Annotated in this window: 14 protein-coding genes; 6 read left to right on the plus strand and 8 right to left on the minus strand. The window is 60.2% G+C overall.

Annotated elements, in window-relative coordinates; genetic code table 11:
* The first annotated feature begins 423 nt into the window (after positions 1-423).
* The 3 genes from mexE to K5E37_RS05310 are packed head-to-tail and all read left to right on the plus strand — an operon-like array spanning position 424 to position 6,302.
* Entirely contained in the window at positions 424-1,677 is a 1,254-nt protein-coding gene (gene mexE / locus K5E37_RS05300) for a multidrug efflux RND transporter periplasmic adaptor subunit MexE (protein WP_007954549.1), read from the plus strand.
* 15 nt (positions 1,678-1,692) lie between these two features.
* A complete protein-coding gene (locus tag K5E37_RS05305; protein WP_085603791.1) occupies positions 1,693-4,884 on the plus strand; it encodes an efflux RND transporter permease subunit in 3,192 nt (1,063 codons plus the stop codon).
* On the plus strand, positions 4,881-6,302 hold the full coding sequence (locus K5E37_RS05310) for an efflux transporter outer membrane subunit (protein WP_085603794.1): 1,422 nt from the start codon (positions 4,881-4,883) through the stop codon (positions 6,300-6,302). Before K5E37_RS05305 ends, K5E37_RS05310 begins: the two co-directional genes overlap by 4 nt.
* Positions 6,303-6,361: 59 nt before the next feature.
* Here K5E37_RS05310 and K5E37_RS05315 read toward each other — a convergent pair whose 3' ends face one another.
* Genes K5E37_RS05315 through K5E37_RS05325 form a run of 3 tightly spaced genes read right to left on the minus strand, consistent with a single transcriptional unit; the run spans position 6,362 to position 9,672 of the window.
* Positions 6,362-7,342, minus strand: a complete 981-nt coding sequence (locus tag K5E37_RS05315) for an HlyD family secretion protein (protein WP_221533316.1) — start codon at positions 7,340-7,342, stop codon at positions 6,362-6,364.
* Positions 7,343-7,346: 4 nt separating this feature from the next.
* Positions 7,347-7,547, minus strand: coding sequence for a DUF1656 domain-containing protein (locus tag K5E37_RS05320; protein WP_039768281.1), 201 nt, complete (start codon positions 7,545-7,547; stop codon positions 7,347-7,349).
* On the minus strand, positions 7,537-9,672 hold the full coding sequence (locus K5E37_RS05325; protein ID WP_085603800.1) for an FUSC family protein: 2,136 nt from the start codon (positions 9,670-9,672) through the stop codon (positions 7,537-7,539). Before K5E37_RS05325 ends, K5E37_RS05320 begins: the two co-directional genes overlap by 11 nt.
* 192 nt (positions 9,673-9,864) lie before the next feature.
* Here K5E37_RS05325 and K5E37_RS05330 point away from each other — a divergent pair, with 192 nt between their 5' ends.
* From K5E37_RS05330 to K5E37_RS05340, 3 genes are all read left to right on the plus strand, one after another.
* Complete coding sequence (locus K5E37_RS05330; RefSeq protein ID WP_085603802.1) at positions 9,865-10,920, plus strand: tetratricopeptide repeat protein; 1,056 nt, start codon at positions 9,865-9,867, stop codon at positions 10,918-10,920.
* 129 nt (positions 10,921-11,049) lie between these two features.
* Positions 11,050-12,552 carry an ATPase domain-containing protein gene (locus K5E37_RS05335; protein WP_085603805.1) on the plus strand — a complete coding sequence of 501 codons (1,503 nt, stop codon included), beginning with the start codon at positions 11,050-11,052 and terminating at the stop codon, positions 12,550-12,552.
* On the plus strand, positions 12,549-14,219 hold the full coding sequence (locus K5E37_RS05340) for an ATP-binding protein (protein WP_221533317.1): 1,671 nt from the start codon (positions 12,549-12,551) through the stop codon (positions 14,217-14,219). The genes K5E37_RS05335 and K5E37_RS05340 overlap by 4 nt, the downstream gene beginning before the upstream one ends.
* A gap of 13 nt (positions 14,220-14,232) precedes the next feature.
* Here the strand turns inward: K5E37_RS05340 and K5E37_RS05345 are convergent, their stop codons facing one another.
* From K5E37_RS05345 to K5E37_RS05365, 5 genes are read right to left on the minus strand one after another with little or no spacing between them, the layout of a single operon-like run.
* Positions 14,233-14,610, minus strand: coding sequence for a response regulator (locus tag K5E37_RS05345; RefSeq protein WP_007954537.1), 378 nt, complete (start codon positions 14,608-14,610; stop codon positions 14,233-14,235).
* Between the two features lie 44 nt (positions 14,611-14,654).
* Positions 14,655-15,869, minus strand: a complete 1,215-nt coding sequence (locus tag K5E37_RS05350; RefSeq protein WP_221533318.1) for a hybrid sensor histidine kinase/response regulator — start codon at positions 15,867-15,869, stop codon at positions 14,655-14,657.
* Positions 15,863-16,456 carry a chemotaxis protein CheB gene (locus K5E37_RS05355; protein ID WP_221533319.1) on the minus strand — a complete coding sequence of 198 codons (594 nt, stop codon included), beginning with the start codon at positions 16,454-16,456 and terminating at the stop codon, positions 15,863-15,865. Before K5E37_RS05355 ends, K5E37_RS05350 begins: the two co-directional genes overlap by 7 nt.
* Positions 16,453-17,286, minus strand: a complete 834-nt coding sequence (locus K5E37_RS05360) for a protein-glutamate O-methyltransferase CheR (protein ID WP_085603817.1) — start codon at positions 17,284-17,286, stop codon at positions 16,453-16,455. The genes K5E37_RS05355 and K5E37_RS05360 overlap by 4 nt, the downstream gene beginning before the upstream one ends.
* A complete protein-coding gene (locus tag K5E37_RS05365; protein WP_221533320.1) occupies positions 17,286-20,777 on the minus strand; it encodes a response regulator in 3,492 nt (1,163 codons plus the stop codon). The genes K5E37_RS05360 and K5E37_RS05365 overlap by 1 nt, the downstream gene beginning before the upstream one ends.
* Positions 20,778-20,851 lie beyond the last annotated feature (74 nt).

Raw genomic sequence — 20,851 nt, forward strand, 5'->3', positions numbered from 1 at the left:
AGGGTCCGGGAATGGCAAAACATCGAGGCATGAGTATCAGGTCATGTTAGAGCGAAATGTTGTGGGTTGCCTGTTCCGGGTAACAGGACTCTTGATGTTGGCGTATTGCTCCAGCAGCCAGGCGAGGTCGTTGTAAACAAGCGCCATATGCTCCGCAAGGATGTCGAGGCTCGGTAACTTCAGCGGAATATTTAATCGCCGCATAATCCTCACCGCGCAATTTCGCCTGCGACAGTTGCCGATCGCGCAACACAGAATTGTCATCAAGCCATTTGATAGCCTCCTAACGAAAGGTGCATGCTAGAGGGCTTTCCTCGGGCTTATATCATTCCGAATGATAGTTACCTTCGTGTCATTCGATTCGTTTGCCATCTACCCGCCGAGCATCATCCGCCCATCTTCAATACATTGGCGGATGCATCCATGGAACAATCACTCAAACATTTGCGCTTCCCGTTGGCTATGTTGGCCGTACTGGTGATGAGCGCGTGCGGCAAGACTCCGGAGACCGCCGCCACCATGCCTGCTGCCAAAGTCAGCGTGGCCAAGGTGCTGGAACAACCGGTCAACGAGTGGGACGAATTCACCGGGCGCCTCGAGGCGCCGGAAACCGTTGAAATCCGTCCGCGGGTCTCCGGCCAGATCGACGAAGTCGCCTTCACCGAAGGTGCGCTGGTCAAGAAAGGCGACCTGCTGTTCCAGATCGACCCGCGTCCGTTCCAGGCCGAGGTCCGCCGCCTCGAAGCTCTGGTTGCTCAATCCCGCGCCAATGCCACCCGCAGTGAAAACGAAGCCGGCCGTGGCGAACGCTTGCGTGCCAGCAACGCCATCTCCGCCGAACTGGCCGACTCGCGCACCAGCGCTGCACAAGAAGCCCGTGCTGCTGTCGGCGCGCTGCAAGCGCAACTGGATCTGGCCAAGCTGAACCTGAGCTTTACCCGCGTCACTGCGCCAATCAGCGGCCGCGTCAGCCGTGCCGAAATCACCGCCGGCAACCTGGTGACCGCCGACACCACTGCGCTGACCAGCGTGGTTTCCACTGACAAGGTCTACGCCTACTTCGACGCCGACGAGCGTGTGTTCCTCAAATACACCCAACTCGCCCGTCAGGGTCAGCGCGGTGCAACCACTCCGGTGTACATGGGCCTGTCCAATGAAGACGGCAACCCGCACCTGGGCCAGATGAACTTCGTCGACAACCAGGTCAACCCGAAAACCGGCACCATCCGTGGTCGCGCCGTGTTCGACAACAGCGACGGCACCTACACCCCGGGTCTGTATGCACGACTGAAACTGGTCGGCAGCGGCACCTACAACGCGATGTTGATCAACGATGAAGCGGTCGGTACCGACCTCGGCAAGAAGTTCGTGCTGGTGATGGATGGCGACAACAAGACCGCCTACCGCGCCGTCGAGCTCGGTCCGAAGATCGAAGGCCTGCGTATCGTGCGCAGCGGTCTGAACAAGGACGACACGATCATCGTCAAGGGTCTGCAACGGGTTCGTCCTGGCTCCCCGGTTTCGCCTGAAGTGATCCCGATGGCCAGCGAGCAAACCATTGCCGCTCTCGCTCAACAACGACAAGCGCTGGAAGCCAGCAACCTGCCCAAAGTCGCACCTGCCAAAGGCGCGCCGGGTTCGGTTGTGAAACTGGCTGCTGCGACCCCACGCGGTTAAGGGACGACAACTCCGATGAATTTTTCCCAATTCTTCATTTCACGGCCGATCTTCGCAGCGGTACTTTCGCTGCTGATCCTGATCGCCGGTGCGATTTCGCTGTTCCAGCTGCCGATCAGCGAATACCCGGAAGTCGTGCCACCGACCGTGGTGGTGCGTGCCAACTTCCCGGGCGCCAACCCAAAAGTCATCGGTGAAACCGTGGCGGCTCCGCTGGAGCAAGCCATCACCGGCGTCGAGAACATGTTGTACATGTCCTCGCAGTCCACCGCTGACGGCAAGATCACCCTGACTATCACCTTCGCTCTGGGCACTGACCTGGATAACGCGCAGGTGCAAGTTCAGAATCGCGTGACTCGTACCGAGCCGAAACTTCCAGAAGAAGTGACGCGCATCGGTATCACCGTCGACAAGGCTTCGCCCGACCTGACCATGGTTGTGCACTTGACCTCGCCGGACAAACGCTACGACATGCTGTACCTGTCCAACTACGCGATCCTCAACATCAAGGACGAGCTCGCTCGCCTCGGTGGGGTCGGTGACGTGCAGCTGTTCGGTATGGGCGACTACTCGCTGCGTGTATGGCTCGACCCGAACAAGACCGCTTCGCGCAATCTGACCGCGACTGATGTGGTCACCGCCATTCGCGAACAGAACCGTCAGGTGGCCGCCGGCCAGTTGGGCGCGCCCCCTGCCCCGACTGCGCAAAGCTTCCAGTTGTCGATCAACACTCAGGGCCGCCTGGTCACCGAGGAAGAGTTCGAGAACATCGTCATTCGCGCCGGTGACAATGGTGAAATCACCCGCCTGAAGGACATCGCTCGCGTCGAACTGGGCTCCAGTCAGTACGCCCTGCGTTCGTTGCTGAACAACCAGCCGGCCGTAGCGATCCCGATCTTCCAGCGCCCTGGCTCCAACGCCATCGAAATCTCGAACGAAGTTCGCGGCAAGATGGAAGAACTGAAGAAAAGCTTCCCGCAAGGCATGGACTACAGCATCGTCTATGACCCGACGATCTTCGTGCGCGGCTCCATCGAGGCGGTGGTTCACACCCTCTTCGAAGCACTGATCCTCGTGGTTCTGGTAGTGATTCTGTTCCTGCAGACCTGGCGCGCCTCGATCATTCCGTTGGTGGCGGTGCCGGTATCGTTGATCGGTACGTTTGCGGTGATGCACCTGTTCGGCTTCTCGCTCAACGCGCTGTCGCTGTTCGGCCTGGTATTGGCGATCGGTATCGTGGTGGACGACGCCATCGTGGTGGTGGAGAACGTCGAACGGAACATTGAACTGGGGCTCAACCCCTTCGATGCGACCAAAAAGGCCATGGGTGAAGTAACCGGCCCGATCATTGCCACGGCGCTGGTGCTGTGTGCGGTGTTCGTACCGGCGGCATTCATCTCGGGCCTCACCGGTCAGTTCTACAAGCAGTTCGCACTGACCATCGCGATCTCGACCGTAATCTCGGCCTTCAACTCGCTGACCCTGTCGCCAGCGCTGGCCGCTGTGTTGCTTAAAGGTCACGACGCACCGAAAGACCGCTTCTCGCGAGTGCTGGACAAGATCTTCGGTGGCTGGCTGTTCCGTCCGTTCAACCGTTTCTTCGACCGTGCCAGCCATGGCTACGTCGGCACCGTGCGCCGGGTTATCCGTGGCAGCGGCATCGCCCTCTTCCTGTACGCAGGCCTGATGGTGCTGACCTTCTTCGGTTTCTCCAGTACGCCGACCGGATTCGTACCCGGCCAGGACAAGCAATACCTGGTGGCCTTCGCGCAACTGCCGGACGCCGCGAGCCTGGATCGTACCGAAGACGTGATCAAACGCATGTCCGACCTGGCACTGAAACAGCCTGGCGTGGAAAGCGCTGTAGCGTTCCCGGGCCTGTCGATCAACGGGTTCACCAACAGCCCGAACGCCGGCATCGTGTTCGTGACCCTGAAACCGTTCGACGAGCGTAAAGACCCGAGCATGTCCGCCGGTGCGATTGCCGGTGCCTTGAACGGCCAGTACGCCGGGATTCAGGAAGCCTACATGGCGATCTTCCCGCCGCCGCCGGTACAAGGCCTGGGCACCATTGGTGGTTTCCGCCTGCAAATCGAAGACCGGGGCAACCTGGGCTACGAAGAGCTGTACAAGGAAACCATGAACATTATTGCCAAGAGCCATAACGTTCCGGAACTGGCCAACCTGTTCACCAGCTACACCGTGAACGTGCCGCAGGTCGATGCCGCCATCGACCGCGAAAAAGCCAAGACCCACGGCGTGGCCGTCAGCGACATCTTCGACACCCTGCAGATCTACCTGGGTTCGCTGTATGCCAACGACTTCAACCGCTTCGGTCGTACCTATCAGGTTAACGTTCAGGCAGAGCAACAGTTCCGCCTCGAATCCGACCAGATCGGCCAGCTGAAAGTACGCAATAACAAAGGCGAAATGATCCCGCTGGCGACCTTCATCAAGGTCAGCGACACCTCGGGCCCGGATCGCGTTATGCACTACAACGGCTTCATCACCGCTGAGATCAACGGTGCGGCAGCTCCGGGCTACAGCTCTGGCCAGGCCGAAAAAGCCATCGAGAAACTGCTTAAGGATGAACTTCCGAACGGCATGACCTACGAGTGGACCGACCTGACCTACCAGCAGATTCTGTCCGGCAACACTGCGCTGTTCGTGTTCCCGCTCTGCGTATTGCTGGCGTTCCTCGTGCTCGCGGCTCAATACGAAAGCTGGAGCCTGCCACTGGCGGTGATCCTGATCGTACCGATGACCCTGCTGTCGGCCATCACTGGTGTGATCATCTCTGGCGGCGACAACAACATCTTCACCCAGATCGGCTTGATCGTACTGGTGGGCCTGGCGTGTAAGAACGCGATTCTGATCGTCGAGTTCGCCAAGGACAAACAGGAAGAAGGCCTCGATCCGCTGGCCGCCGTACTGGAAGCCTGCCGTCTGCGTCTGCGGCCGATCCTGATGACTTCGTTCGCGTTCATCATGGGTGTGGTGCCACTGGTGTTCTCCAGCGGTGCCGGTGCCGAGATGCGTCATGCCATGGGTGTGGCGGTGTTCTCCGGGATGCTCGGTGTGACCTTCTTCGGTCTGCTGCTGACCCCCGTGTTCTATGTGCTGATCCGCAATTTCGTGGAGCGCAGCGAAGCGCGCAAAGCGGCCAAGGCGCAAAATCTTCAAAAGCCACTGGAGGCGCACCAATGAGTCTGAAAGTCTTCCTGCCGAGCCTGTTGGTGCTGGCCCTGAGTGCCTGCGCCGTCGGCCCTGACTACAAGACCCCGACGACGGAGGCGGCGAACGTCACGTCCGCCACCGACGGCGCCGCCGGCCAGAAGAACTTCGACCGTTCGAAATTCGAAGGCATCTGGTGGCAGCAGTTCGACGATCCGACCCTCAACCAGTTGGTGACTCAATCGCTGCAAGGCAACCGTGAACTGCGCGTGGCGTTCGCCCGCTGGAAAGCCGCCCGGGCGATCCGCGACGACGCCAGCAACGATGCGATGCCGACCATCACCAGCCGCGCCAGCAGCGATCTGGCCAAAGGTCAGATTCCGGGCCAGACCACCAAGCGGGTCAATAGCGAACGCTACGACCTGGGGCTGGACATGGCCTGGGAGCTGGACCTGTTCGGACGCATCCAGCGCAATCTGGAAGCCAGCGACGCCGACCAGCAAGCGGCCGAAGCCGATCTGTACCAACTGCAAGTCACCATGATTGCCGAACTGGTGGACGCTTACGGTCAACTGCGCGGCGCTCAATTGCGGGAAAAGATCGCCCTGGCCAACCTGAACAACCAGCAGGAGTCGCGCAAGATCACCATCAGCCTGCGTGACGCCGGCGTTGGTGATCAGCTCGATGTTGAACGGGCCGATGCCCGTCTGGCGTCGGTCGAAGCCAGTGTGCCGCAGTTGCAGGCGGAACAGGCCCGGCAGAAAAACCGCATCGCCACCCTGCTGGGTGAGCGTCCGGACAAACTGACCGTCGACCTGAGCCCGAAAGACCTGCCGGCGATTGCCAAGGCCTTGCCGATCGGTGATCCGGGCGAACTGCTGCAGCGTCGTCCGGACATCCTCAGCGCCGAACGCAAACTGGCGTCGGCCACGGCACGTATCGGTGTGGCCAAGGCCGACCTGTTTCCTCGGGTCAGCCTCAGCGGTTTCCTCGGCTGGACGGCCGGGCGTGGTTCGCAGATCGGTTCCTCGGCGGCCAACGCCTGGGCTCTGGGCCCGAGCATCACCTGGGCAGCGTTTGACCTTGGCAGCGTGCGGGCCCGTTTGCGCGGCGCCGATGCCGATGCCGAAGGCGCACTGGCGACCTACGAGCAGCAAGTCTTGCTCGCGCTGGAAGAGTCGGAAAACGCCTTCAGTGATTACGGCAAACGTCAGCAACGTCTGATCTCGCTGATCCGTCAGAGCGAATCCAGCCGCAAGGCTGCCGACCTCGCTGAGATTCGCTACCGCGAAGGCACCACCGATTTCCTGGTGTTGCTCGACGCCCAGCGTGAACGTTTGAACGCCGAAGACAGCCAGGCCCAGGCCGAAGTGGATCTGTATCGCGGCATCGTCGCGATCTACAAGGCCCTCGGTGGCGGTTGGCAGCCAGAGACGGTCGCCAGCAAGTAATAGTTTTTTAAAGAGCTCCTTTGGTTGGCCGCAACCAACCAAATTTTTTGCCCCGCGTATCATTCGGTCGCGGGGCTTTTTTGTACCTGTCTTTCATGGTTTTCCAGCACGGTGACCGTGGCGGTAGTGCCGGCTCTCAGTCGGTCCTTGCCCGCGTAATCGGGATCGATGCCGATCCGCACGGGTACTCGTTGCGCCAGTTTCACCCAGGTGTAGCTGGGGTTGATGTTGGCCAGCAATCGACTGCCCGGCGCATTTTCCCGGTCAGCAATGGCAAAGGCGATGCTTTGCACGGTGCCGCCGAATTTTTCCCCGCTCATCAATTCGATCCGCACCCGATCACCCTCCTCGATCCGTGGCAGTTTGGTTTCCTCGAAATAGCCGCTGACGTAAAAGGAGCTACTGTCCACCAGCGCCAGCAACGCGCCGCCGGCCACCGCGTAATCCCCCTGACGGGTCAGCAGATTGGTGACATAACCGCTGACCGGCGCTTCGACACGGGTGCGTTGCAGATCCAGTTCTGCCTGGGTCAGCGCGGCAATCGCCAGTTGCACGTTGGCTTCGGCCAGACCGAGATTCGCCTGATTGCGTAACAGATCGGCCTGGGCCACCGCCACGTCGGTGCTGGACTTCTCCCACTCCTCACCGGAAATCGCGAATCCTTGCTTGAGCGTACGTCGCCGGCGCTCTTCACTCTGGCGTTGTTTGAGCAATGCCTCGCTGGCGACAATCGCCGCTTGCGACTGCCCGAGCGTGGCCTTTGAGACCTCCACCGAGCGCTTCGCATGCTCGACGGCGAGGCTGTAGCGCGCCGGATCGATCTCAAACAGCAACTGGCCCTTGTCGACATGCTGGTTGTCCTGCACCGCCAGTGTGACGATGCGGCCCGAAACATCCGCCGACAGCGTCACCACATCCGCCCTCACCCGCGCATCCCGCGTCCACGGGGCCCGGGTGTAATGTTCCCAGGCGAACCAGCCAAGCACGATTGCCAGCAGCACCACCGCCAATGTCGTCAATCGAGTGAGCAACGTCTTCAAGGTTTCAGGCTCCCATCAGCAATATCAATGCGGCGCATACACAGGCGTACAAGGCGCCTTCGAACAGCGCCTCGTGCCAGACAAAACGCAGGACGCCAAGCCGGCGCAAACCCCAGTCGAGCAGCAGAAAAACCGGTATGGCCAGTAACAAAGCCTGGGCGATGGGTGGCAGGTAAACGCCGCCGATCTCGAAATCAATGGGCAAGGACGGGTTCTCCTTCAGGACGGTTGGGCTGCAAATGCTCGCCATGTCGCTCCAGAAACGACACCACGATCAACAGGGCCACACGCATGCGAAACACCGACCACAAGTGCTCATGGGTGGCGACATGCAAGGCATCCAGCTCATCGCCGAGCGCATGCAGCGTAGTCAGCAACGGTGTCAGGCGCACGTCCGGTCGGCCGGCGACGAAACGGCCGGTCTGACGCAATGCCGTCGACAGCTGCCGACCGAATGCGTCAGTGAGCAGAGTATTGTTCTGTGCCTGTTGCCTGAGCTGGTGCATGGCCACGCCCAGCGCTACACAGGCGAGACTGATTTCATACAAACGCTGCATATCCCGATCATTGGCGGCCGGCAGCACGCCCAGCATCGAGGTCAGGCGATCGACCATTCGACTTTCGAAGGCGAATTGCTGCTCATCGGTGGCCGGACTCTTGGTCAGTTGGTAGACCTGCTCCCGCGCCTCGTTATAAAAGCGCCTGATTCGAAAGGCCGGGCGGAACGGGAAGATCCAGGCATAGACAATCAGAGCCAGCATCGCTGCACTGACATAGGCTCCGGCGAATTCGAACCATTGAATGGCGGTGTTCTGCCCGGTGCCGACGTTCTGCGGACCGAGCATCAGGAAACTCGACAGCCCCAGCCCCATTCCGATACCGGCAGTGGCCGGGCTGGACAGTCCGACCGCGATCACATACAGCAAAGGCGCGAGCAACAAGGCCAACATTTCGAAATCGCTGATCGCCGGAACCAGCATGAATTGATAGAACGCCGACACCAACAAGGCCAGTCCCAGCCCTCGGGCGTAACTCTGCGCGGCAATTAAAGGACGTGGAAATGTCGCCATCAACGAACACAGAATCCCCACCAGAATCATCCCGCCCCGCGCGCCGTCCCAAGCGGTTTCGATCCAGATCAACCCGGCCACCAGCAACGCGCTGAAGGCGCGGATGGCGTTCATCGTCGCGAGGGTAAAATCCAGGTGCAAGGGGCTGGACTGGCCACGGAACATGCAGCTGGCCTCCCGCCCTTCCTGTATCGCGTCGCTCAGTTCGAGAATCTGCTCCAGCTGCTGCAACAGCCGCGCCTGTTCCCAGCGCAATGCCCAGGCCAGCGAGCGCAGGGTTGCACTCATGTCTTCCGTCAGTTGTTCGGCCTTGTAGGCGAGCGCTTCGAATTGCTGTTGCAGCGCGATGAACTGGTGCCGAACCTCGGCCGGCAATGAGCGCCCTTGCTGTGCGAGCTGATCAAGAAGTGCCAGCTCCTCGGCGCGCAGTTGCTGGATGTCCAGCGGCAGATCGCCCTCCCAGCGTTCGGTGAGCAATTCCCGCTGGTGGCGCAAAGCGGTCAGGCGCGAAGTCAGCAGCATCAGCTGATTGCCCAGCAACAGCACCAGATTGTTGGCACTGCGCAGGCGCGGAGCGTCGAAATACAAATGCCGGCGCAGCCCTTCAAGGGCGCTGATTTCCCCCAGCAGCTGCATTTGCCGGCGCTGAAAGTCCGCGTCGCTTTCTTCGGTGCGAAGCACAGCGGCGGCATGGGTGGCGGCGAGCTTGATCACCTGATCGACCTTCGCGAAATAGTTGCGCGATACCGCCTCTGGCCGCGCCGTCAGCAGGCTGACCACGCATACGCACGCTACCGCCAGCAAGGTTTCGGTAACCCGGGTGACCGCCAGCAGAAAGGTGCCGTCCTGATCCGGAATCGCCAATAGCGCCACCACCACGGCGGTGTACCCGCTAAGCACGAACGCCTGGGAGCTGGTGTAACGCAACAACGTGCCGCCGGCTGTGCACAGGGCCAGCCATAGCGCCAGAGTCGTGATGAACGGCAACGGCGCCTGGGGGAAAATCGCCATCAGCAGCACCGCCACCGCCGCACCGAGGGTCGTGCCGATGATTTGCCCGAAGCTGCGTGCCAGCGCCATCCCGGCGAGTGGCTGGCTGATGATAACGACGGCCATGATCGACCACTTCGGTTGATCCAGATCGAACAGGAACGCCAGATACAAGGTCAGCAATCCGGCGGCAATGGTGCGCAAACCAAACAGCAGCACTGCCTGGCTGGGGTGGATCACCGCCTTGAAATAAATAAGCAGGGATTGCATGGGTAGCCTCTTCGAAACAACTTCTGCAAGCGTAGACACTGCAAGGAGGGCATGACGGCGAACAGGGTCGACACGAGTTGTAGGTCGATTCAACGCCTGTAGTAGGCCATATCGGGCAGAGGGTTTGACTCACGGCGCGAGCTGACAGAAGCTTGCGACCTCCGCTACAAAACGAAAGTTTCGGAAATTCGCATGCCTCAGTCTCGCCGCTATTTGCTCATCAGCCTCGGCCTTGTGCTGGTCCTCTTCGTGGCCTGGCTGTCATTGCGCAGTACCGCGCCCGTGGTGCCGGAAGCGATCAAGCATGGGTACAGCGAAGCGCTGGCCGCCGCTCGGGCTGGCCAACCGGGTGCCGCGCGGGTTTTGTATCAGCAACTGGGGCGTCCGGATCTGTCGGTCAAACGGCGTGTCTGGCTGCATGCCGAGTTGCCCAATTACCCAAGCCCGCAGGCCTTGAAGCTGGCGGACGCCGATCTGCAAAACGAGTCGCCGGATGTGCGGCTGGCAGCAATCAAAAGCGTGACCGGCCTGGTGCCGGGCGGGCAGCGCAGCCTGCTGCTGGGTCCGTTGCTCGACGATGAAGATCAAACCGTCCGCTTCGCCGCGATCAACGCCCTGCTCGGCTTGTCTCCGGATCAACTGGGCTTGTATTTCGCGCCGCTCCAGCAAGGCATCGACGTGTGGGAACAGGCGCTGAAGGCCCAGCCGGAAAGCGCCGCCAACTATGCGCAACTGGCGCGCCTGTATCTGCACAATGCCGAATTGAAACAGGCGCAGGAAGCGCTGGAACAAACCCTGCGCCTCGACCCGGGCAACCTGCCGGCGCTGGTGATGCAGATCGAAGTACTCGACCGCCAAGGCCAGAGCGATGCCGCGCGGCAATTGCTCGCCCGACAATTGAAGGCCCAACCCGATTCGGCTTATCTGCAACACGCGCTGGGCCTCTGGCTGCTGCACCACGATCAACGCGAGTACGCCCTGCTCGGTTTGTCCAAAGCCGTGGAGCTCGAGCCCGATAACAAGGACTATCGCTACGACCTCGCCACGACCCTGCACAGCGCCGAAGAACTGGAAGCGGCGCAAAAGCAGTTGCAGGAAATCGTCCAGCGTCATCCTGCCGATCGTAAGGCGCGGGTGTTGCTGATCAACTACTGGAAAGAAAGCGGTCAGTTGCAGAACGTGCAGATTCTGCTGGCGCAGCTCGAACAGATGAACCCGGACGATCCCTCTTTGCAGCAAGGTCTCTAGCGGCCTTCGCGACACATCCCGCAAGAAAATCGGAACCGTCGCCACGGCAAAAGGTCAAGTAAACAGGCAGTGCCAAAACGGCGTCCGGCGCCCGCTGCCGCGTTTCCCCTAGTCATGAGAGGGCATTTTTTGTCTACATCGAACGCGTTGATCAGTGCAAAAGCCGCCACCGGCATCGAGGGTCTCGACGATATCCTGGCTGGTGGTTTGTCCCGCAGTCATGTTTTCTTGCTGGAGGGCGAGCCTGGAACCGGTAAAACCACAGTCGCGTTGCATTTTTTGCTGGCCGGCGCCCGTGCCGGCGAACGTTCGTTGTACATCACGCTGTCCGAAACCGAGCGCGAATTGCGCCAGGGCGCGGCGTCCCACGGTTGGGAACTGAACGAAAACATCGAAATTTTCGAGCTGACGCCGCCCGAAAGCCTGCTCAACGCCGAGCATCATCAGAGCCTTCTGTACTCCTCGGATCTTGAACTGGGCGAAGCGACCAAGCAGATTTTCGAAGTGGTCGAGCGGTTCAAACCCACGCGGGTTGTGCTCGACAGCCTCTCGGAAATCCGCCTGCTGGCGCAAAGCTCCCTGCGCTACCGTCGACAGATCCTGGCGATCAAGCATTATTTCGTGCGCTACGACGCCACGGTATTGCTGCTGGACGACCTGACCACCGAATCCCTCGACAAAACCGTGCACAGTGTCGCGCACGGCGTGATCCGCCTCGAAGAACTGACCCCCAACTATGGCGCCGAACGCCGTCGCGTGCGGGTGATCAAGTACCGAGGCCAGAAATACCGCGGAGGCTTCCATGACTTCACCATCATGGGCGATGGCGTGCACGTCTTCCCGCGCCTGGTGGCGGCCGAGCACCGGGGCGATTACCCACGGCTGCAACTGTCCAGCGGCATCAAGGAAATGGACGCCCTGCTCGGCGGCGGTATCGAAACCGGCTCCAGCACGCTGATTCTGGGTCCGGCGGGGACCGGCAAATCCTTGATCACCATGATTTTCGCGGCAGCCGCCGTGGCGCGTGGTGAAAAGGCCGCGCTGTTCATTTTCGACGAAGAACTGGGCCTGCTGTTCGAGCGCATGAATAACATTGGCATCGACCTCAAGGCCCTGCAGGCCACCGGCAATCTGCTGATCGAACAGGTGGATGCTGCCGAGCTTTCTCCTGGCGAGTTTTCCCACCGGGTGCGACGCTGCGTCGATGAAGGTGACATCAAGACCGTTGTGATCGACAGCATCAACGGCTATCAGGCCGCGATGCCGGAAGAGAACGCGCTGGTATTGCACATGCACGAACTGTTGCTGTACCTGAACCGCAAGGGCGCCGCGACGTTCATGACCGTCGCCCAGCATGGACTGGTCGGCGACATGCAGGCCCCGGTAGACATTACCTACCTCGCCGACACAGTGATTCTGCTGCGTTATTTCGAAGCCCTCGGCAAGGTACGCCGGGCGATTTCGATCATCAAGAAACGTACCGGCAGCCATGAATCGACCATTCGTGAATACCGCATTTCCAAGCAAGGCATGACCATCGGTGAACCGCTGGAAGCCTTCCAGGGTGTGCTGCGCGGAGTCCCCACCTACCTCGGCGCGAGTAACCCGCTGCTCAAGGATGACAACTTGTGACCGTCACCGTACCGCTGTCGGAACGGGCGCTGATCCTTGCGCCCCTGGGTCGCGACAGCCAGGTTGCGCTGATGATCCTCAACGAGGCCGGCTACGGTGGCCTGATCACGCCCGATCTGGCCACCCTGTGCACCGAACTTGAACCCGGCGCCGGGCTGCTGCTGATCGCGGCCGAGGCCCTGAATGGTCCGGAACTCGAAGGCCTGCTGCTGTATCTGGAGCAACAACCGGCGTGGTCGGACTTGCCAATTGTCTTGCTCACCCATCACGGCGGATCCGGACAAGGACCTTCGTCGCAGCTCAGCAAATTACTGGGCAACGTGACGTTCCTTGAGCGCCCTTTTCATCCGGCAACGTTGGTCAGCCTGATTTCCACCGCCCTGCGCGGGCGACGACGACAGTACGAGGCCCGCGACCGCCTGATCGATCTGAGCAATAGCGAGCGACGCCTGCAATCGACCCTCGAAACCCTCGAGCAGCAAGTCGAAGAACGCACAGCGCAACTACGGCACAACGAAGAAGCCCTGCGCCAGTCGCAGAAGATGGAAGCGGTCGGCCAGCTCACCGGCGGTATCGCCCACGACTTCAACAACATGCTGACCGGCATCATCGGCAGTCTTGAATTGCTACGCCGTCGGTTGGCCCGTGGCCGCCTGGATGATCTCGACAGCCTGATCGACCTCGGTGTGACTTCGGCCAACCGCGCCGCCGGCCTGACCCATCGGTTGCTGGCTTTCTCCCGTCGCCAGTCGCTGGACTCCAAAGCCGTGCAGATGAACGAGCTGGTGCAGTCGATGGGCGAACTGCTGCAACGCAGCCTCAACGAAAGCATTCAACTGGACATGCGCCTGCACGAACAATTGTGGGTGGCCGAGGCCGACCCCAACCAACTGGAAAGCGCCCTGCTCAACCTGGTGATCAACGCACGCGACGCGATGCCCGACGGCGGCAATCTGGTGGTCGAGACGGGCAATCAGGTGCTGGATCGCGACTACACCGCGACCTATAGCAATCTTGAGCCCGGTGATTACGTCGTATTGAGCGTGACCGACAATGGTTGCGGCATGCCGGAGAGCGTGATCAATCGCGCGTTCGACCCGTTTTTCACCACCAAGCCAATCGGCCAGGGCACCGGGTTGGGCCTTTCGATGATCTATGGGTTCAGCAAGCAATCCGGTGGTCATGTGTCGATCGACAGCAAAATCGACGAGGGCACCACGGTCAAACTCTATCTGCCGCGCTTCCAGGGCGAATCACTGCCTCACGCGCCAGCGGACACGGAGCAGGCGCCGAACGCCGTGGAAGGCGAAACCGTCTTGATCGTCGAAGACGACCCGGCCGTGCGCGTGCTGGTCAGCGCGGTATTGAGTGAATTGGGTTACGGGTTTGTCGAAGCCGGCGACGCTGACGGTGCCATGCCGATTCTGGATTCGGAGCAACGTATCGATCTGCTGATCAGCGATGTCGGCCTGCCGGGCATGAATGGTCGGCAACTGGCGGAAATCGGTCGGCAATACCGGCCAGACTTGAAGGTCCTGTTCATCACAGGTTACGCCGAGCACGCGGCGGTGCGCGGCGGATTCCTCGACCCAGGCATGCAGATGATCACCAAGCCGTTCACCTTCGATCTGTTGACGGCGAAGGTGCGGGAAATGATCAAGAGCTGAGGCGGTTAACGCCTCAGGCCAGCAATTCCTGAATCTTCTCCTGCAACACATCCAGATCGAACGGTTTTTCCAGGATCGGCGCCCGACGGGTAATAGGGCTGCCGGTCTCGCGGATTTCCTGCGGATAACCGCTGATGAAGATCACCTTCAGATCAGGGCGCAACTTGACGGCGGGTTCGGCGATCTGCACGCCGGAGATCCCGCCAGGCAGGCGGAAATCAGTAATCAACATGTCCAGATGCGGCTTGCTCGCCAGAATCTCGAACGCCTGCTCGCCGTTTTCGGCCTGCAATACGCGATAGCCCTGGCCTGACAAATAATCGGTCAGGACCATCAGGATCACCGGTTCGTCCTCGACGACGAGTACTACATCTTGTGCATCTACGCTCATGGGAAGCCTTTGTTCGGTCAATAGCTGCTGATACGACCGTGTGGTCACTCAGAGGTTGCGTTTGTTTTGCCGTTTTCCTGGAGCGGCAGACAAACGCGAAACAGGGCGCCCTCGTTGATCTTGCTTTCGACGACGATGGAGCCGCCATGGGCGGCGACGATCTGCTCGGAAATGAACAGACCCAGTCCGAGGCCGGCCACCACCGTCTTGGCAGAGACCCGTTCGAACTGTTGAAAAATACGTTTCTGGTTCTCCTCGCTGATGCCGATGCCCTGATCCTGAACTTCGACCCGGGCTTCATTGCCTTCGCGATAGACCCGAACCTGGATCGGACTTTTGCCGCCATAACGCAAGGCGTTGGTCAGCAGGTTCGACACCACTTGCTCGATACGGAACTCGTCCCACTGCCCTTCCACCGGCTCGGTCACGGTGAAGCTGACTTCGGTCTCGGCAGCTTCGATCTGCTGGGCGAAATTCTCCAGCAGAGTGCTCACCAGTTGCGCGAGATCGAAGCGACTCGGTCGGATCGACAGCTTGCCGGTGCGGATCCGCGACACGTCGAGCATGTCCTCGATCAGGCGGATCAGGCTTTTGATCTGGCGCTCGTCGCGGTCGACCATGGCGTGCATCTTGTCGAGGGTGAATGCGGCGGCGTTGTCCCGGGCCAGGTGCATCTTGCGCAGTTGGGTTTCGAGGATAAGGCCGTTGAGCGGCGTGCGCACTTCGTGGGCGACGATCGACATGAAATCGTCACGCATGCGCACCGCCTGCTCCAGTTCGCCCTGGGTGCTTTGCAGTTGCTGCAACAGCGCTTCCTGCTCGCGACGGCTCTGCTCGAGGGCTTCGACCTGTTGCTTCATCGCCTTGCTCTGGCGGTACAGGTCGACGAAGACGTTGACCTTGCTCTTCACCGCGTGGATATCCAGCGGCTTGTGCAGGAAATCCACCGCACCGCTTTCATAGCCCTTGAACGCGTAATTGAGTTCACGGCCGGCGGCGCTGACAAAGATGATCGGGATGTTCTTGGTTTTCTCGGTGCCACGCATCAGCTCGGCCAGCTCGAAGCCGTTCATGCCAGGCATCTGCACGTCGAGGATGGCCATGGCGAATTCGTGTTGCAGCAGCAGCGACAGCGCTTCGTCCGCCGACAGCGCTTTGTAGACGGTGCGGTCTTCGCGTTTGATCAGCGCTTCGAGGGCCAGCAGGTTCTCGGGCAGATCGTCGACGATCAGCAGTTTTGCCTGGATATTACTCAGCATGCGATTCGTTCCAGCTCGACAAGCAGACGGCCGATGCCGTGGATGGGAAGTATGTAATCCGGTTGATGCGTCTTCAGCGCCGCCCGGGGCATGGTCGCGACCTGCGCTTCGTCCGGGTCCTGCACGATGGTCAGCCCGCCCTGGCGTTTGACCTGCGCCAGGCCCCGCGCGCCATCGTGGTTGGCGCCGGTCAGCAACACGGCGGCCAGCGCCGGCCCGTAGGCATCGGCGGCGGATTCGAACAGAAAATCGATTGAAGGCCGCGAGTGATGCAGACGGTCTTCAAGGCTCAGCGACAGGCTGAAATCCTGCTCTACCGACAGGTGATAACCCGGCGTCGCGAAATAAACAGTGCCGGGCGTGATGTCCTGTTTGTCGATGGCTTCTGCCACCGGTAGCGCCACTCGCCGGGCAAACACCTCGGCGAGCTGACTGCGGCGCTCTTCCGGCAGATGCAGGACGATGATGATCGGCAGCCCGAACCCGGCACGCAGTGAACCGAGCATCGTCAACAAAGCCTCGACGCCACCGGCGGAAGCTCCGACCACAATCGCCTCGACCCGAGGCAAATCCGCTGCAATGTTCATGATTTGCGGTAGATCCGTTCTTGTTTCACCAGCGGTTCGAACTGGTTGGAGTAGCCGGAAAAATCCAGAGTTTCCTTGCTGCCCAGTACCAGGAATCCACGGTGGCACAACGATTCATGGAACAACCCAAACGCCCGATCCTGAAGTTTTTTGTTGAAGTAAATCAACACGTTACGACACGAAATTAATTGAGTTTCGGAGAATACACTATCGGTCGCCAGGCTGTGATCGGCGAAGGTCACGTTCTCGCACAGGCTCTTGTCGAAAATCGCGTAGCCATAGGCTGCAGTGTAGTAGTCGGCGAACGAGCGCTGACCGCCGGCCTGCTGATAATTGGCGGTGTAGGCGCGCACGTTCTCCATCGAAAAGATCCCCTGCTTGGCCTTGTCCAGCGAGCGCGGGTTGATGTCGGTGGCGTAGATGATCGTGCGGTCGAGCAGACCTTCTTCGCGCAGCAGGATCGCCATCGAGTAGACCTCCTCGCCGGTGCTGCAGCCGGCGATCCAGATCTTGATCGACGGATAGGTCTTGAGCAGCGGCACCACCTCCTGGCGGATCGCCAGGAAGTGCGACGGATCGCGGAACATCTCGCTGACCGGGATCGTCAGCAATTGCAGCAACTGCATGAACGCCGTCGGGTCGTGCAGGACTTTCTCCTGCAAGGCCGAGATGGTCGCGCACTCGAACTGACTCAACGCATGTTGCACCCGGCGCTTGATCGAGGCGCCGGAGTAATCGCGAAAGTCATAGCTGTACTTGAGGTAAATCGCCTCGATCAGCAACCGCAGTTCGATTTCACTGTTTCGTTCAACGGGATTACTACGTTCCACTAAATGCGTTCCATCTTCGGTAACCACACGCGAATCAGCGAGAACAGGCGATCCAGGTCGATGGGCTTGGCCAGGTAATCATTGGCGCCCGCCTGCAGGCAGCGCTCCTGATCGTCCTTCATGGCCTTGGCCGTCACCGCGATGATCGGCAGCTTGCGCCAGCGCGGATCCTTGCGGATTTCAATGGTGGCTTCAAAACCATCCATTTCCGGCATCATCACGTCCATCAGCACCAGGTCGATGTCCTCGACTTCATTCAGTTTTTCAATCGCTTCGCGACCGTTACGGCCGATCACCACGACTGCACCCTTGGTTTCCAGCGCGCTGGTCAGGGCGAAGATGTTGCGCACATCGTCGTCCACCAGCAGCACTTTGCGACCTTCGAAGACCTTGTCGCGACTGCGGGCGGTCTTGAGCATCTTCTGCCGTTCATGGGACAACTGCGATTCGACTTTGTGCAGAAAGAGTGTGACCTCGTCCAGCAGACGTTCCGGTGAGCGCGCGCCTTTGATGATGATCGAGCGCGAATACTTGCGCAGGTCGGCCTCTTCATCGCGGGTCAGATTGCGTCCGGTGTAGACGATCACCGGCGGGAACGAGCAGATGTCCTCGGTGGACATGCGCTTGAGCAGGTCGTTGCCGAGCATGTCCGGCAGCTTCAGGTCGATGACCATGCAATCGAAGATCGTCGTGCGCAGCAGCTCCAGCGCGTCTTGCGCCAGGCCCACAGCGGTGATTTCGATGTCGTCGTCGCCGATCAGGCGGGCGATGCTTTCCCGTTGCAGATCGTCGTCCTCGACCAGCAGCACGCGTTTGACCTTTTGGGTCAGCTTGGCTTCAAGACGGGCGAACACGTCCTTGAGCTCTTCGCGGGTGGTCGGCTTGACCGCATAACCGATGGCGCCCATGTGCATTGCCGCTTCGACGCGGTCTTCCACGGAAATCACGTGCACCGGGATGTGCCGGGTTTCGGCGTGTTCTTTCAAGCGTTGCAGAACGGTCAGGCCCGAATGGTCCGGCAGGCGCATGTCCAGCAGGATCGCGTCCGGCACGAACTCTTTCGCCAGGTCATAACCTTCATCGGCACCGTGGGCGACCAGGCACTGATAACCCAGTTCGTGAGCCAGGTCGTAAAGGATGTGAGCGAAATTCGGCTCGTCTTCCACCACCAGAATGCAACGGGTAGCGAACGGTGCCTTGTTGCGGTCATCGTTGAAACGCGGGATGTCGACAGGCGCCAGAGGCGAAACCGCTGCGACAGGCGCGATGACCGGCGTAGAAGCCGGCGGGCTGAAGGTCAGCGGCACAACCGGCGTGTCGCCCGGCTCGCTGTATTGCTGCGGCAACACCAGCGTGAAGGCACTGCCCTGCCCCGGCGCGCTGCTGACGCTGATCGAACCGCCCAGCAACGTTGCCAGATCCCGCGAGATCGACAGGCCCAATCCGGTGCCGCCGTATTTGCGGTTGGTGGTGCCGTCGGCCTGACGGAAGGCTTCGAAAATACTTTCCTGCTGATCCTGCGCGATGCCGATACCCGAGTCGCGCACGATGAAGGCGATGCGATCGTCCGGCTGGCCGGCGATGGTCAGGCTGACGGTGCCCTGTTCTGTGAATTTCACCGCGTTGGACAGAAGGTTCTTGATTACCTGTTCCAGACGCTGGCGATCGGTAAACAGAGTGATCGGCGCATCAGGCTGCAATTCGACGTTGAAGGTCAGTTTCTTGTCCGCCGCCAACGGTTCGAACACGCTGCGCAGGCCGTCGGCCAGGCGCGCGACACTGGTGTTTTCCGGCATCACTTCGAGTTTGCCGGCTTCCACCTTGGAAATGTCGAGAATGTCGTTGATCAGGTTCAGTAGATCGTTGCCGGCGGAGTAGATCGACTCGGCAAACTTGACCTGCTCGGCGCTGAGGTTGTCCTGCGGGTTTTCCGCCAGCAACTTGGCCAGGATCAGCGAGCTGTTCAGCGGTGTGCGCAGTTCGTGGGACATGTTGGCGAGGAATTCGGACTTGTACTTGCTTGAACGCTGCAACTCTTCGGCGCGTTCTTCGAGCTGCACCTGGGCCTGATTGAGCTCGGTGTTTTTCTGGTCCATGGCGTCGCGCTGCTCGGCGAGGGTCTGGGCCTGTTCGGCCAGTTGCTCGTTGGTCTGTTCCAGCTCGACTTGCTGGGTTTCCAGATGCGCCTGGGATTCCTTGAGGATCCGCGACTGTTCTTCCAGCTCTTCGTTGGCGGTTTTCAGCTCTTCCTGTTGTACCTGCAACTCTTCGTTAAGTTGCTGGGTTTCGGCCAGTACTTCCTGCAAGCGCTGGCGATAACGCGCCGCTTCGATGGAGGTGCCGATGTTGCCGGCGATCAGCTCCAGCAGTGCAACATCGCGGTCGGTAAGCGGCCGCAGGAAACCCAGTTCGATCACGCCGTTGACCCGATCGTCATCGCTGGTCGGCACCACCAGCACGCTGTGCGGCAGGCCTTCACCCAGACCGGAACTGACCTTGAAATAGTCGGACGGCACCGAATCGAGACGAATCAGCCGCGCCTGCTGGGCAACCTGACCGACAAGGCCTTCATCGCTGTAGATCGATTGATCCTGTTGCTCCTGCTCGCGAGAGAACCCATAAGTCGCCACGCGCTTGAGGCCGCCATGTTCTTCGCGTACATAGAGCGCGGCCACAGCGGTGCCAAGGTACTGGGCGCAGAACTGCAGAATGTTGCGTCCCAGCAGGTTGAGCGTCAGTTGCCCCAAGACCTGCTCGGCAAGCTGGGTCTGCCCGTTGCGCAGCCAGGCTTGCTGCTCCAGACGATGGGCACTGGCTTCTTGTGCCGCCAGGGTCGCGCCATAACTTTGGGACAGGGTGAGCAGATCGCGCCGGCCTACATAGGCCAGCAGACCGCTGATGCCCGCCACGAACAGCAGATAAAGGCTGATACTCCAAATCGTGGTGCGGCGCACGTCTTCGTTGCGTGAGGCGCGCAGCAACTGTTCGGTTTCAATCACATCGTCAAACTGCTTGCGCACTTCATCGGTCAGGCGCTTGCCCTTCCCCGCCTTGACCGCTGCCTTGTAGTCACCGCTGGTGCGTTGCAGGTCGATCATCGATTGCGCATAGGTCGCCCACTCGGCTTGCAACGCCTGAAGGCGGCGCAGGCGATCGGTCTGCGCGGGATTGTCGGCGGTCAGCTCAAGCAAAGTACTCAACGCCACGGCGATGCGCGGCTTGGCCGTTTCGTAAGGGTCGAGGAAATGCTCGTCGCCACTGAGCAGAAACCCGCGCATGCCGGTTTCCAGATCCACGGTGAGTTTCACCGCTTCGTTGGCGTTATTGATCACCCGGTCGGTGTGCTCCACCCACTGGATCACGGACAACAGATAAGTGATCAGCGAAATGAAGAACACGGCACTGACGACGCCGACGCCCAACGGCAAACTGACGTTGCGGCTCAGGAGTTTGCGAAACCGTTGCTCATCAACCGAAGACGGAGAGGACATGTGGCAGCCTTGTCGAACTGTTGAAAACCAGGGAGTTTGCCCCAAAACGGCGGCATGGATCCATTTTTCTCACA

It is taken from the genome of Pseudomonas sp. RIT778, assembly GCF_019718735.1.
Taxonomy (GTDB): Bacteria; Pseudomonadota; Gammaproteobacteria; order Pseudomonadales; family Pseudomonadaceae; genus Aquipseudomonas; species Aquipseudomonas aphyarum.

Bases quoted from the DNA above. Each gene is read 5' to 3' on its own strand.
- K5E37_RS05310 (WP_085603794.1), top strand. From the start codon at position 4,881: ATGAGTCTGAAAGTCTTCCTGCCGAGCCTGTTGGTGCTGGCCCTGAGT.
- K5E37_RS05365 (WP_221533320.1), bottom strand. From the start codon at position 20,777: ATGTCCTCTCCGTCTTCGGTTGATGAGCAACGGTTTCGCAAACTCCTG.
- K5E37_RS05325 (WP_085603800.1), bottom strand. From the start codon at position 9,672: ATGCAATCCCTGCTTATTTATTTCAAGGCGGTGATCCACCCCAGCCAG.
- K5E37_RS05330 (WP_085603802.1), top strand. From the start codon at position 9,865: ATGCCTCAGTCTCGCCGCTATTTGCTCATCAGCCTCGGCCTTGTGCTG.
- mexE (WP_007954549.1), top strand. From the start codon at position 424: ATGGAACAATCACTCAAACATTTGCGCTTCCCGTTGGCTATGTTGGCC.
- K5E37_RS05350 (WP_221533318.1), bottom strand. From the start codon at position 15,869: ATGCTGAGTAATATCCAGGCAAAACTGCTGATCGTCGACGATCTGCCC.
- K5E37_RS05345 (WP_007954537.1), bottom strand. From the start codon at position 14,610: ATGAGCGTAGATGCACAAGATGTAGTACTCGTCGTCGAGGACGAACCG.
- K5E37_RS05305 (WP_085603791.1), top strand. From the start codon at position 1,693: ATGAATTTTTCCCAATTCTTCATTTCACGGCCGATCTTCGCAGCGGTA.
- K5E37_RS05355 (WP_221533319.1), bottom strand. From the start codon at position 16,456: ATGAACATTGCAGCGGATTTGCCTCGGGTCGAGGCGATTGTGGTCGGA.